This window comes from Parapedomonas caeni, assembly GCF_041060555.1.
Lineage (GTDB): Bacteria > Pseudomonadota > Alphaproteobacteria > Sphingomonadales > Sphingomonadaceae > CAUJIW01.
In genome coordinates this window covers 1-13361 of the sequence record NZ_JBEUDS010000041.1, presented here as the reverse complement: position 1 = coordinate 13361, position 13361 = coordinate 1, and the positions used below count along the sequence as shown (strand labels likewise).

General features: G+C 68.2%; 16 protein-coding genes and 1 pseudogene. All 17 read right to left on the bottom strand.

The features are described 5' to 3' along the window. Positions 1-126: 126 nt before the first annotated feature. Positions 127-534: pseudogene (locus ABU113_RS16610) on the bottom strand (conjugal transfer protein TrbE); the annotation flags it as partial. Beyond that, the gene (locus ABU113_RS16605; RefSeq protein WP_053555777.1) at positions 531-812 is read right to left on the bottom strand and encodes a VirB3 family type IV secretion system protein; all 282 of its coding nucleotides are present in this window, start codon (positions 810-812) and stop codon (positions 531-533) included. The gene ABU113_RS16605 and the pseudogene ABU113_RS16610, both read right to left, overlap by 4 nt. Then, positions 809-1144, bottom strand: a complete 336-nt coding sequence (locus ABU113_RS16600) for a TrbC/VirB2 family protein (RefSeq protein ID WP_053555778.1) — start codon at positions 1142-1144, stop codon at positions 809-811. The genes ABU113_RS16605 and ABU113_RS16600 overlap by 4 nt, the downstream gene beginning before the upstream one ends. After that, positions 1141-2127, bottom strand: coding sequence for a P-type conjugative transfer ATPase TrbB (gene trbB, locus ABU113_RS16595; protein ID WP_053555779.1), 987 nt, complete (start codon positions 2125-2127; stop codon positions 1141-1143). Before trbB ends, ABU113_RS16600 begins: the two co-directional genes overlap by 4 nt. 171 nt (positions 2128-2298) lie before the next feature. Further along, complete coding sequence (locus ABU113_RS16590) at positions 2299-2724, bottom strand: ribbon-helix-helix domain-containing protein (protein ID WP_053555780.1); 426 nt, start codon at positions 2722-2724, stop codon at positions 2299-2301. Positions 2725-2733: 9 nt separating this feature from the next. Continuing rightward, positions 2734-4707: a conjugal transfer protein TraG gene (locus ABU113_RS16585; RefSeq protein ID WP_454560580.1), complete on the bottom strand. Its 1974-nt coding sequence runs from the start codon at positions 4705-4707 to the stop codon at positions 2734-2736. A 19-nt stretch (positions 4708-4726) separates the two neighbouring features. Next, entirely contained in the window at positions 4727-6484 is a 1758-nt protein-coding gene (locus ABU113_RS16580) for a relaxase/mobilization nuclease domain-containing protein (protein WP_454560579.1), read from the bottom strand. A 238-nt stretch (positions 6485-6722) separates the two neighbouring features. Then, a complete protein-coding gene (locus tag ABU113_RS16575) occupies positions 6723-7451 on the bottom strand; it encodes a lytic transglycosylase domain-containing protein (protein ID WP_411157929.1) in 729 nt (242 codons plus the stop codon). Between the two features lie 187 nt (positions 7452-7638). Beyond that, a complete protein-coding gene (locus ABU113_RS16570; RefSeq protein ID WP_188236322.1) occupies positions 7639-7974 on the bottom strand; it encodes a DUF736 domain-containing protein in 336 nt (111 codons plus the stop codon). Positions 7975-8009: 35 nt separating this feature from the next. Then, entirely contained in the window at positions 8010-8555 is a 546-nt protein-coding gene (locus ABU113_RS16565; RefSeq protein WP_188236323.1) for a S26 family signal peptidase, read from the bottom strand. Then, positions 8552-9058 (bottom strand): DUF2840 domain-containing protein, encoded by a 507-nt coding sequence (locus ABU113_RS16560; protein ID WP_188236324.1) that lies wholly within the window; start codon positions 9056-9058, stop codon positions 8552-8554. Before ABU113_RS16560 ends, ABU113_RS16565 begins: the two co-directional genes overlap by 4 nt. After that, positions 9055-9321 (bottom strand): helix-turn-helix transcriptional regulator, encoded by a 267-nt coding sequence (locus tag ABU113_RS16555; RefSeq protein ID WP_015459426.1) that lies wholly within the window; start codon positions 9319-9321, stop codon positions 9055-9057. Before ABU113_RS16555 ends, ABU113_RS16560 begins: the two co-directional genes overlap by 4 nt. Before the next feature lie 130 nt (positions 9322-9451). Continuing rightward, on the bottom strand, positions 9452-9964 hold the full coding sequence (locus tag ABU113_RS16550) for a DUF2285 domain-containing protein (RefSeq protein ID WP_454560581.1): 513 nt from the start codon (positions 9962-9964) through the stop codon (positions 9452-9454). 49 nt (positions 9965-10013) lie between these two features. After that, complete coding sequence (locus ABU113_RS16545) at positions 10014-10235, bottom strand: transcriptional regulator domain-containing protein (protein WP_188236325.1); 222 nt, start codon at positions 10233-10235, stop codon at positions 10014-10016. 148 nt (positions 10236-10383) lie between these two features. After that, a complete protein-coding gene (locus tag ABU113_RS16540; protein WP_188236326.1) occupies positions 10384-10659 on the bottom strand; it encodes a DNA -binding domain-containing protein in 276 nt (91 codons plus the stop codon). A 520-nt stretch (positions 10660-11179) separates the two neighbouring features. Continuing rightward, positions 11180-12022 (bottom strand): DUF932 domain-containing protein, encoded by an 843-nt coding sequence (locus ABU113_RS16535; protein ID WP_066687069.1) that lies wholly within the window; start codon positions 12020-12022, stop codon positions 11180-11182. A 290-nt stretch (positions 12023-12312) separates the two neighbouring features. Beyond that, complete coding sequence (locus ABU113_RS16530; protein ID WP_454560578.1) at positions 12313-12612, bottom strand: DUF736 domain-containing protein; 300 nt, start codon at positions 12610-12612, stop codon at positions 12313-12315. Positions 12613-13361: the final 749 nt, after the last annotated feature.

Here is a 13361-nt window from a genome sequence, read left to right as displayed (position 1 = left end):
TGCAAACTCCACCATAACGATGAACCCGGTGGCCACCAGCGACGCCGCATTCCGGGGTGGGGCATGCCCCACCCCGGAATACACCATCGCCTACACCGGAAATTACACCACGAGCGCGGACGCTAACTCGGCGCGCGCGGCTTCCTCGGCCGGCGGCATCCATAAGAGCGTCAGATAATAGCGGCTCTCGAAATGCGCGCCCTCCTCGCGAAACTGTTCGCGCCGCTCCATATCGACCAGCGCCGAGACCGGATCGGGAAAATCGGAATCGGGGTAGTCGAGAGCGGGACTGCGCTGCGCCTCGACGAAGATCGCCCAGCCCGAGCCGAGACGCCGCAGCGCGTTGTTGAGCCGCGCCGTGGTGGCGACCAGCTCGGCAGGCGTGGCGCTATCGAGATCGGGGCCGCGGAAACGGGCGGTGCGCTGGAACGACCCGTCCTTGTTGAGAACGAGGCCTTCGCCGACCAGAGCGGCCCAGGGAAGGAAGTCGGCGAGGTGCGCCGCCTTGTGGCGGTATTCGCGCAAGCTCATCATGGCTGCATCCATGTCGGGAAACGGAGGTGGCGACGGGCGACATCGACGAACTGCGGGTCGCGCCGCGCCGCCCAGACCGAGATCGCATGGCCGATGGCCCAGATGACCAGGCCGGCGATCCAGAGGCGCAGGCCGAGACCGATCGCGCCCGCCAGCGTGCCGTTGACGATAGCGAGCGACCGCGGTGCGCCGCCGAGCAGGATCGGCTCGGTCAGCGCCCGGTGGACCGGCGCGAAATAGCCGGGGATCGGCTCGACAGGATCGCCCGCGCCGGTCACGCGATCAGCGCTCCGCCGCCGAAGCTGAAGAAGCTGAGGAAGAACGAACTGGCCGCAAACGCGATGCTGAGGCCGAACACGATCTGGATCAGGCGGCGGAAGCCGCCCGACGTATCGCCGAACGCCAGGGTCAGGCCGGTCACGATAATGATGATGACCGCGACGATCTTCGCCACCGGCCCCTCGATCGATTCGAGGATGGATTGCAGCGGCGCTTCCCACGGCATCGACGATCCGCCCGCATGGGCCGGGGCCGAGACGGTGAGCGCGGTCACGCTGGCGGTGGCGGCGAGCATGGCGCGGCGTGCGCCACGCCGAAGGGCATGGATCATGGCAGGTCTCCCGGTTGGGTGGTGGAAAGCGGAGTGAGTCGGTAATCGCCGGTGGCCGGGTCGAGCCCGCTGACGCGGGCCAGCTCGGTCAGCCGGCGCCCGTGGGCGTCCCGGACCAGCACGGCGATCAGGTCGATGGTCTCGGCGATCAGCGCGCGCGGGACCGTGACGACGGCCTCCTGGATGAGCTGCTCCATGCGGCGGAGCGCGCCGAGCGAGGTGCCGGCGTGAATCGTGCCGACGCCGCCGGGATGGCCGGTGCCCCAGGCTTTGATGAGGTCGAGCGCTTCCGCTCCGCGCACCTCGCCGATGGGGATGCGATCCGGCCGCAGGCGCAGCGACGAGCGGACCAGCTCGGACAGCGACACCACGCCGTCCTTGGTCCGCATGGCGACGAGGTTGGGCGCGGCGCATTGCAGCTCGCGCGTGTCTTCGATTAGGACGATGCGATCGGTGGTCTTCGCCACCTCGGCGAGCAGCGCGTTGACCAGCGTAGTCTTGCCCGCGCCCGTGCCGCCTGCGACGAGGATATTGGCGCGGGTTTGGACGCCGTGGCGCAGCGCCTCGGCATCGACCGCCGACATGATCCCAGCGGCCGCATAGTCGTCGAGCGTGAACACAGCGACGGCGGGTTTGCGGATCGCGAAGGCCGGCGCGGCGACGACGGGCGGCAACAGCCCCTCGAACCGCTCGCCGCCTTCGGGCAGCTCGGCGGAGACGCGCGGTGATCGTGCATGGACCTCGACGCCGACATGGTGCGCGACCAGGCGGACGATACGTTCGCCGTCCGCCGCACTCAGCAGCTCGCCGGTGTCGCTGATCCCCTCGCCGAGCCGGTCCAGCCATAGCCGGCCGTCCGGATTGAGCATCACTTCGATGACGGCGGGGTCGTCCAGCCAGGCCGCGATCGAAGGCCCGAGCGCGGTGCGCAGCATCCGCGCGCCGCGCGTCTTGGCCTCGGAACGGATGGGATGGACGGTCAAGGATCGGCCCCTCAAATGAGCCGGGCGAACCGCCGCCCGGCTGTCGGGGCACATCAAGAGAGGCAGAAACGGGCCGTGAGCAACAGTAAGCTGGCGGCGTAGTAGAGGCGGCGGCAGATACTTACGGAGTGCGGATCGGCCTTCCGCCTCAGCGCCTAGTCGCGGCGCTACTTACTCCGAATCACTTGCCGCTTTTGGCCATACGTCTTCGGGAATCTCGTCGAGCAAGCTCTTGCCGCTGGCGAAGCGACGACCGAGCGTCTCGATAAAGCCTTCGTAGCGCTTGCGACCTTTGACCTGCGCCGCGGCTTGGTCTTCGTCGGGCAACGGCGGCGTCACCGACAGCCAAAATCGGACGAACAGCGCCAGTGCTTCGGTCGAGAGGCCCGTGTTGCGCTCCAACCGCTGCACCTGTCGCGACAGCCGATCTAGCCTACGGGCGAATGCCGCCTCCATTCGGTCGGCGCCGTCAGGCGACAGATAGGACGCGACCGCCGCCTCCACGATCGCCGAGCGCGAGATGCGCCGCCGGATCGCCAACTCGTCAACCTGCTTGGCGAGCGCGGGCGGGAAATAGACGTTGAGCCGGGTTCGCATCGATACCTCCTACAGTTCGATGCCGTCGCCGGGGTCGAGCGACGCCTGCCGCGCGAGGCCCTGCATCCGGCGACGCACGGCCGCCTGCCGGGCCGCGTCGTCCTGCTCGTCATCGACGATCGCAAACTCCTGCGCCGGCGGCGGCGATGTCTCGGGCGCGATGGCGACATGCTCGGGCAGTTCGGGCTCGCGGCGCAGGCCGCCATTGGCCGCGTCCTCCTGCGCCCGCACGATCCGCGCCACGTCGGCCGGGTCGGCGGCGGCGGCGCGGCCGGTCCAGTCATCGGGACGTGCCGCGCTTGCGATCGGCTTGGGCGTATCCATGATCCGCTCGGACAAGGGGCGGTCCTGAAAGTAGCGCGCCTTCTTCGCCCGGATCGGGTGGACGCCTGCTACCATCACGATCTCATCGTCTGGCGGGAGCTGCATGACCTCGCCGGGGGTGAGGAGCTGGCGGGCGGTCTCGGATCGCGACACCATCAGATGCCCGAGCCACGGCGACAGGCGATGGCCGGCATAGTTCTTCATCGCGCGCATCTCGGTCGCGGTGCCGAGCGCGTCCGATACGCGCTTGGCTGTTCGCTCGTCGTTGGTGGCGAAGCTCACACGGACATGGCAGTTGTCGAGGATCGCGTTGTTCGGCCCGTATGCCTTCTCGATCTGATTGAGCGATTGCGCGATCAGGAACGCCTTGAGGCGATAACCCGCCATGAACGCCAGTGCGGACTCGAAGAAGTCGAGCCGGCCGAGCGCGGGAAACTCGTCGAGCATCAAGAGCACGCGATGGCGGTTGCCCTTCGGGGTCAGTTCCTCGGTCAACCGGCGCCCGATCTGGTTGAGGATGAGGCGGATGAGCGGCTTGGTGCGCGAGATGTCGCTGGGCGGCACGACCAGATAGAGCGTCGCCGGCCGCTCGCCCTCCACCAGATCCGATATGCGCCATTGGCACGCCCGCGTGACCTGCGCGACGATAGGATCGCGGTAGAGCCCGAGGAACGACATGGCGGTGCTGAGCACGCCCGATCGCTCGTTGTCCGACTTGTTCAGCAGCTCGCGTGCTGCGCTGGCGACGACGGGATGCACGCCGGCTTCGCCCAGGTGCGGCGTCGCCATCATCGCCGCAAGTGTCTGCTCGATCGTGCGCGACGGATCGGTGAGGAACGAGGCCACCCCGGCGAGGGTTTTGTCCGGCTCGGCGTAGAGGACGTGCAGGATCGCGCCGACCAGCAGCGAGTGCGATGTTTTCTCCCAATGGTTCCGGCGCTCGAGACTGCCTTCGGGATCGACCAGCACGTCGGCGACGTTCTGCACGTCGCGCACCTCCCACTGGCCGCGCCGCACTTCGAGTAACGGGTTGTAGGCGGCCGACGCGGCGTTGGTCGGATCGAACAGCAGCACTCGGCCATGCCGCGAGCGGAAGCCGGCGGTGAGCTGCCAGTTCTCGCCCTTGATGTCGTGGACGATCGCGGAGCCCGGCCAGGTCAGCAGCGACGGTATGACCAGTCCGACGCCCTTGCCCGAACGGGTCGGCGCAAAGCACAGCACATGCTCGGGGCCATCGTGGCGCAGATAGTCACGGCCAAGCCTTCCCAGCACAACGCCATCGGCGCCGAGCAGCCCGGCGGCGCGGACTTCCTTCTCGCTCGCCCAGCGCGCCGAGCCGTAGGTCTCGGCGTTCTTCAGCTCGCGGGCGCGCCAAACCGACATGGCGATGGCGACGGCGATCGACACGAACCCGCCCGACGCGGCGATGAACGCGCCGATCTTGAAGATGGCTGGCGCGTATGCGTCGAACGAGAACCACCACCAGAAGAAGGCCGGCGGCGGATAGATGCGCCAGCCAAAGGCAATGAACCACGGTGGCCCAAGCTCGGGCTGATAGGCGAGCGCGGCGGCGGTCCACTGCGTCGCGCCCCATACGCCGGCGAGCACGATCATGAACACGGTGATGACTTGGCCCCATAGGATTTTCGTCGCGGACATGCTTGTCTCCCTGCGCTGGCTAGAGGCCGAGGCCGCGCTTGCGGCCCATCATCAGGTCGAGCCCGCCGCCGTCGCGGATGACGCCGGAGACTTGGCGTCCGAGCTGCTGTTCGAGGGCGCTGGCCCAGGGCACGAGGCGGAAGCCGAGGCCGTCGTCGATCATGGCGAAACGGCCGGACGCTAGTCCGAGGCGCTGGCGCACGACACCGGCGATCTTCTCGCCGGCCTGCGTCGGCCGATAGGTCAGCCCGGTCTCGCCCGCGATCCTTGCGCCAACTGAGTCCAGCTCGCGCCGCCGCAGCGTATCGATCAGACCGCGCTCGAATACCGTCCGTTCGCCGAACCGGCGCGCGAGCCCTCCCTTGACGAGGTGGTCGGCGCGGGTGTCCATCGCCCGGCGCACCTCGGCGCCGAACCCGCCGTCCGCGACCCCGGCGCCGCGCTCGATCAGGCGGTGGTCCAGCCAGGTCGCGCCGGGCGCCTTGATCTGCGCGGCGAGATCGAGGTCCGACCGCGTTGCCAGGATGAGCGTCGGCCGCTCCTCGCCCGGCTTGCCGATCGCGCGCAACTCGACGATGCCGCCGAGCTTGGGGCTGTGCTCCAGCGCCTCGATACCGGGTAAGCGGACATGATGCGTGCGGCCGTCCGTGCCGTCGATCACGGCATAGGCGGTGCCGGTCAGCTCATCGTGCAAACCCTTGTCGATGAGCCGGCCGACGATCGGCTTCTCCGGCGCACCGCTCACCACGACATAGCTGTCGAGCGGCCGATCTTGCCCCTGATCCTTGAGCGCCTGGCCGATGGTGCGGATGATGTCGCCGCGCGCGGCCAGCTCGCGCAACTTCGCCTGCGCGCCCTCGGCGACCGCCCATTGGCCCGGCTCGCCCTCGGCGGCGAGCCCCATCGTCTCAAGGTGTTGCAAACGGCCGACCATCAGCCGGCGGAGGCGCGGATCATCCGGGCCGGGCCGCTCGGTTCGCAGGTCGATGACGCCCAGCTCGTCGGCCGCGCGGCCGATCTCGGTATCGAGCCGCGTCCAGCGCTCGGCAGTCACTTCGCGGTCAAGCGCGCGCTGGATTTCATGCTCAGGCTTCGGCCCCAGCTCGGCGAAGGCAAGCTCCTCGGCGCGCGAGCGCAGGCCGTGGCTGATATAGTCGCGCGCCATGACGAGATCGGCGCCCTGGTCTGTGACGCCGCGCACGAGCAGATGGACGTGCGGGTTGTCCGTGTTCCAGTGATCGACCGCGACCCAATCGAGCCGCGTCCCCAGGTCCGCTTCCATCTGGCGCACGAGGTCGCGGGTATATTCGCGCAGGTCGGTCAGCTCGCCCGCATCCTCGGGCGATACGATGATGCGGAAATGATGCCGGTCGTCCTTGCACCGATCGGCGAAGGCACGGTCATCGGCCCGGTCGGACTCGGCGTCGAACATGCGCGTCGGCGAACCGTCGCGGGTGACGCCTTCGCGCTTCAAATAGGCGACGTGCGCGGACAGCGGCGCCATGCGCCGGCCGCCGCGACTGCGATGGCTCACGGGCAGCGCCTTCACCATCACTCGGCGGCCCGAACCGAATAGCCGGCTGCGGGCAAACGCGGTGCGTCCCCGGCCGAAACTGGATTGGCCACCTCGGCGCGGGCCGCCCCCGGTGCGCCGGCCGCCGCTGTGGATCGCTGCGACGCGCAGCACCTCGGCCACCAGGCCACGGGCGTTGCGGCCTTGCGCCTTGCCGCGCTTGGCCTTGCCGGGCCGGATGCGAAACTCGTTGTCCTCGCTCACGGCCGGGCCGCTTTCGGCCGTAAATGGCCCGTGGTGCCATCCGAGACGTTGATTTTGCTTGCTTTTCCCTTCCGCGCGGCACGCGCGCCGACCGACGCCCCCGCGTGAAGCCACGGAAAAGCCTTGGCTTTTCGGCGAAGCGGGGTGCGGCTTATATCTTGCCCTCGTCTGTCCCTGTCGTTTTCTCCCTCCCCAGCCACTTTCCTGCTCGGGACGGATGATGGGGATAGCGCGCAAATCATTGCAGTCGGCCCGCGCGGGCGCGGGGCACGAACAGCGTGTCCTCCGGCTCATTCGAAGGCGAAGCTGCGGAGCGAACGTCACCGGATGTCGGCCCATCGGCTGGCAGCTCCGACGCGGGCTCCTCGCCATCTGACTGCACGGAAACGGCTTCGGACGGGGCGCTCGCGGTGCGGACGAACAGCGCGGCGCGGCGCCAGGCGAACGGATCAGGCGGTGCGCTCACCGCCATCTCCGCAGCGCCCGATGGGCCGACAACGGCGCTGAGCTGAGCTAGGTAGCCGACCGTCTCGGGCGGCAGCGGACGGCCGCGCGACAGGTAATCGTCGTAGCGGCCCGGCCCGGCATTATAGGCTGCCAGCATCGCGCTCGCGTTGCCGTAGCGGTCGTGCATCGCGTGCAGATAGGCCGCGCCCGCCATGATGTTGTCTCGCACGTCGAACGGGTCAGCGCCGAGGCCATATCGCGCGCGAAGATCGGCCCAGGTCGCGGGCATGATCTGCATCAATCCCATCGCACCCGCACGCGAAACGGCGCGGGAGTTGCCGCCGCTCTCGACGCGCATCACCGCCCATATCCACCCTTCGGGGATGCCGAATCGCCGCGCGGCCTCGGCGACATGACCGGCATATGGATGAGCCGCCGCCGATCGTGCGGCCGGCAAATCCTGCGCCGTTGCCGCGACCGGCGCAGCGCCGCCGGACATCAGCGCGACGGCCAACGCCACCGCCGATCCGACTCCGCTCCGCCGCCAGCCTGCCAGCGTGCTCGCTACGCTCAAGGGTGCGCGCGCCGCGCCGGCCTGCGGCCGCCTTTGACCTCCGCTGCGCGCCCCGGCCGGTCTGCGACCGAGCGGGACGGAGGGATGAGACGGCTTTCCCGCGAACAAAGGGATGATGGAAAAGCGCACCGGATCAGTCCTGCTCGCGCGACTTCGGTTGGCGGTTCCAGCGCAGCGACCAGGCCGACGTGTCGCCCGTGGTCTGGAACAGCGCGGCACGGAGCGGCTGGGCTAAGGCGGGATCGTCGATGCGCAGCGAGACGTAATCGCCGGCGCGTTCGCCGGTCTCGTTCCAGCCCGCGCCGATCTCTGGGCCTTCGCCGCCGTCGCCGCGATGAATGCGCCAGTTCGGCGCATTGTCGGCGTCGCTCGGCTCGGCCGGAACGATCGAGATGCGAATGTCGAGCGTCGCGGTCTCGATGATGCCTTCGTAACCGTTGGCGGTGCGGAAGAAGCTGCCGATCTGCATGGGACTCTCCTTTGGGTTGGCAGGGATGAGCGGGTTCAGCGCCACACGAGCGACGCGTTGGGGGTGTCGCGGGTGAGGATCGGGACGGCGCGGCCGAGCACGGTCGAGGCCGGCAGCGGGCCGAAATAGCGGCCGTCCATACTGTCCGCGTGATCGGGGTTGAGCATCAGCAGCTCGCTGCCGCGCAGCGTGCGGCAGCCCTGCCAGACGGGGAGCGAGCGGCCTCGTCCGTCACGCGCCAGGGCAACGGCGACCGGCCGGGCATCGACGCTCACGACGGCGCCGATCCGGCACACAAACTGCCCCGGCTTGGCCGCGACATGCTTCAACAACGGCACACGCTCACCAAGATAGCTGCGCTCGGCCAGCCACCGCGCCAGCGGCGCGGGCGGCGTAACGGCGACCAGCGTGCCGACGGCGGGATCGCGGTCGGGCTCTATCCGGTAGAGGCCGAGCGGTGCGCTGGCGCTGGCGTTCCAGATGACGCGCGGCAGCGGGTCGAATATCGCGACGGCAGTGAACGACACGGCGAACACCGACGCGGCGGAAGCCGTCGCGATGGTCCATCCACGGGGCGTCATCCTTCGATCTCTCGGCGTTTGAGCCAGGCGCGATGGCGCTCCAGCGTATAGGGGCGCGGCTGATGTCCGGCGGCGATGCGGTTGGCGACGTGTCGCCAATGATCGGGTGCGGCGTCGCACGGATCGACGCCGGCCGCCTCGGCCGCGTCGATCGCGGCGAGCACCTGGCTGACCTTGGGCCAGCCCTCGATCTTGAGCAGGATGTCGCCGCCCGGCCGCACGAATGGCAGTGTCGTGAACGGCTCGCCCGCGCCGACCGCGCGCACGATGTCGATGCGCGAGCTTACCGTGCCGTAGTCGTTCGCCGCCCAGCGGACGAACGCGAAGATGGCGCCGGGGCGGAAGCGGACGATGCGGCGGCGGCGATCGACGATCTCGTCAACGGCGACGCGGCCGAACCTGATCCAGTGCTCAATCCGCTTCTCGATCCACGTCAGTTCGACGCGAGTCATGCCGTCATCGGACGGCTGGCGGTGGCGCATGGGCGACGGCGGGACGGTCATCGCCGGCTCCGGGCGATGGCCGAATCCGCGCGCGGCATGAGGTCGTCCTGCCCCGGATCGGAGGTCGAATGCTTGATGCCGATATCGGCCCAGGCGCGCAGGTCATCGACCGAATAGACCACCCGGCCCCCGATCCGGCGGTAGGCCGGGCCGGTGCCGAAATAACGGTGCTTTTCAAGGGTGCGGCCTGAGAGGCCGAGGAAGCGGGCGGCTTCCGGCGTGCGCAGGAAGCGGGGCGGCAGGTTGGTGGGCGTATCGGACAAGTGACGACTCCTGCGGGCGGTGGCGGCAGGAGGCGTAATTGTCAGAACGGAGGCGGCTGGGTGGGGTATGAAGATGTGCGGCTACGCGGATGTGACCCCCCCCACGCGCGGGGTGGCAGCGGGGAGGGGATCAGCGGATGCGGAGCAGCTTGCGGTAGTCGCCGTTCATCATGGCGATGCCGTCGCGGACCAGCCGCACGACGAACGAGCGCGAGGCCGACATCTTCCAGTCGCTCGCGGATAGTTTGTTCGCGTCGTCACGCCCCAGCTCGGCGGCGATCTCGCGATAGGTTGCTCCGGCATCACGCAGGTCGAGCGCGCGGAGCATCAGGTCGAGCCGGGCGAGCCGGTAGGCGGTAAGCGGCCAGCCGCGCGGCAGCGGCCCGGCAGCGCGGCCGAGCAGACGGCGGTGGAAACGCAGCAAGCTGGCGATCCGGGTGGGGAAATCCTTGTCAAGCGGGATGATGGCCGCGAGCGGCCGGCCGGGGGTCGCATCGCGCAGCCAGAGTCGATGCTCGCCGGCCGCGTCGGCGACGATGACGTGGCGGCCTTCAATCCCGGCCAGGTCGGCGAGCAGCGCCCCGAGTGCGCGAGGATCGACCGGAGCGGCGGTCTTGAATCCCTCCGGCGCAGCGTCGAGAATGACCGTGACAGCGGTCAGCTCCGGGCGCCAGACGACCGGCTCCGAGAGGTCATCCGGCGCCGTGGCGAAAGGATAACCCCCAGCGCCGCGCGAACGCCAATTCGGCGGCGTTCTTCGCGACGGCGCCCTCGTCGATGCGCTCTTGCATCTGCGTATGTTCGGCGCGGTAGGTGCGGTTCCGCCGCAAGAACTCCGCGGCTAGATCGGCGCGCCCGAGCGCGTCGGACATTCCGCCGGCGCGTCGCTGGCGACGCCCAGGCGGCGTCGGCATTGCATCCTCCCCACCGCGCCTCGCGCGGATTTCGGAGCACCGAACATCCCGGTCGCCACTGACGTTTGCTAGGGCGAAGATCGCGCACAACCATGCCGTGCGAGCGGAGCAATTACCCCCGGAACTCGATCCAGATTGGAGTTAAATCTTAACAGTTTAGCGGGCGCTGACAGCCGAGCAGATGAGCGTAGCCAACCTCAGTCATCCACCGCGCGCGGGCCAAGTGAGAGTCGTGCATCGTCTTCGCGCGATCCGGCTCGGCGGTCGTGTCGATGCCGAAGATCAGCCTCGCAGCCTCGCGCCAATCGGCCCCATCGGCGTCGGCGTCGAGCAAGCGCAGATAATCTGCCAGATGACCTTCGTCATAGCTGGTGAGTTGTGGTGAATCGGGCGCCCGATCATCGAATCTCATCTTGACCACCATGCCCTTGGCTTCCCGTCCGCGTTAACCAATAGGACAATGCCGAGCATTTTCGACGTGCTTGCCAGGCATAATTGCGCGCGGAATCTGCATTGCCTACTGCACACTCACAGGGGCTGCTGGTTTGCGGTGCGCCCCCGCAAACAGCTCCTGAACCCTGATCGGGGAGTTGGAAAACCGCGTTTAGACGGTTCCTGTGACCTTTAGCACCGGAGCGCCTGGACATACGTCACAGGCTCCCCGACCGCGTGGTCAAGGATTGCGGCACCGTTACGGCCGGTGCCGAACCGCTAAACGTGGGGTTTCCACACCCCAGGCTGCCGCGTAGCAGCCCATCGCCCTTTTAAGGCAGCGCTGGGGATTTTACCACTACCCACCGCGAGCCGGGCGCCAGCCCGGTGAGCGCGCCCATGCGGCCGCGCGGACCTTTGGGACGCGCGGCCGCTGCCGATCCGGCGCAGCGGATCGGCGCGCAAGCGGCAAAACCGCAGGGCCGGAACTCCGGCCCTGCGGCGGGGAACAGTCAGGCGGCCTTGAGGCGCTGCATCCCCTCAGCCAGCGTCCAGAGCGCGCGATTAAGCGTCACGTTCTGGTCGATGCCGTTGATGGCGCGGGTTTGCACGCGGCGGATACGGCCCTCCGCATTGCGCTTGCGGCCATGCAACCCGCCACGAACGACATTCTCCTGAATGACGTTGAATGTGGTCCACAGGCTGCGGTCTACATCCTCGCGGCGGCGCGGCTCAATGATCTGCTCGGGCCGAATCGGGCTTTCGTCGTCGCCATAGCGAGCAACAAGGCTAACCTCGCCGAGCAAGCGCTGCTCATCCGGCGAAAGCTGGATCGCCTTCATCGACTCGCTGGCGTCGATCAGCCGGGGGAAGTCCTCGGCGACGGTGTAAACGCCTTCGATGATATCGTGCTCGATGTTGCCCTTATGGGGAACGCGCACCTCCTCAAACCGCTCGCCCGCGATCATGCTGTTGGTGCAGACGAAACGCAGCATCCCGGCGAACATCTGATAGGCACTGGTCCCGTCATGGCTGTTCACGATGATGACTTCTGCGGCCTCGGGCTTGCCGATGCCGTCATCCCGGCGCAGGCGCAGCATGTGCTTGGCGTGGCCGTGGCGGCTGCCGTCGCGCGGAACGGACTGGACCGCGAAGAACGGCGACCATCCTTCCCGACGCAGCCCCTCTACGATGTCGATGGTGGGGACATAGACATAGCGATCCGAACGGCTGTCGTGCGCCTCGCGGGCGAAGATTGACGGGACGTGCCGATACAGCGCCTCGTTATCGAGCGGCTCCCGGCCGCTGATCTGATGGGCGTTGCGACCGAACCGAGTGGCAAGCTGGTAGTGCATTTTGGCCTCCTTTGGGCTTGGGTTTCCGCGCAGCGGAGCGCCGCGCTGAAACCCTGCCCGTCGGCGAGACCGGGGGTGCAACCGGAGTGGGCGGCTTCGCGGGGAACCGGCTGCACGGAACGCGCTCGCGCGTGGAGGAAGCTGGGCGGAAGCCGCTCCGAAGGGCGCTGGGGGCAGCGCCCCAAGCACCTCACAGACGATGCCGGGCCTCCAGCCCGTCCGTCTCTCATGGCCCAGAAGAGGCATGACAAGGCGCCCCCGCTCAGGTGGAGCGGGGGCGCCGTTGGGGGTCAGCGAGACCAGATGAGCGCGTATTCGCCAGCGGTGTCGGTCTCGGACAGGGTGGCGTAGATCGGCGCCGGGAAGGTCGGATCGTCGAACTTGACCGAGATGTAGTCGCGCTCTTGGCGGCTGGTCTTCTTCCAACCTGCGCCGCATTCGACCGTCCCGACCAGGAGTCGGTAGTTGGGCGCCTTGTCGCCTTCGATGTCGATGGGGCGGAGAGTCGCCTTGAGTTTGAGAGTCGCGGAGGTGATGGTGCCGGTGAAGGTGCCGTTGTCCGCCTGGGTGAAGGTGCCGATGATCGCCATGTCGAAGTTCCTTTCGCTTTCGGACCGCGACTGCCGCGGCCTCGATGGCGATCGGTGAAGCGGGGATGATCGGACGCGCACCGCTTGCGGCCGGAGCACAGCGGAGGATGGCGACGCGCGGCTTTTTTGTTTCGCGATGCAAAGCCGAAGGCGGCGGAAAAAAGCCGCGCGGCGGCGTTGCGCCAGGCCGAGCAAGGCGAAGCCGGCCCCGGTTAGATCAAGCCAATCGAGAGGCCATGCGGTCGCGCCGATGCGAGGATGGAATGCTGTGGCGACCCCGCACTGCCAAACCCATGCCGCCTATCCGGCCGGACCAGCTCAAACCGTGTCCGCTCTCATCGCCTGAACTCTGCCACACTGACATGATGCGGCAGTCCGGCAGCGCGCCGCCCTAGATGGACGGCGGGGCATGTCAGCGCCACGGTGGAAGATCCCGGCCGCTTGGTGCGTGCTTATCGCCAACGGCGACCCTGCTCACGGGATCGGTAAACACCTGTTGAACCGGCATGGTGCGACGCCCTCTCTTGACACGCCTCCAAGCGCCCCCGCTCTGCCCGAGCGGCGGGCGCACCGGAGCCGACACCAAGCGGCCGCGCCCGATCAGGGGCGCGGCCGCAATTTTGTTAGCGTCCGCGCTCGTGGTGTAATTTCCGGTGTAGGCGATGGTGTATTCCGGGGTGGGGCATGCCCCACCCCGGAATGCGGCGTCGCTGGTGGCCACCGGGTTCATCGTTATGGTGGAGTTTGCA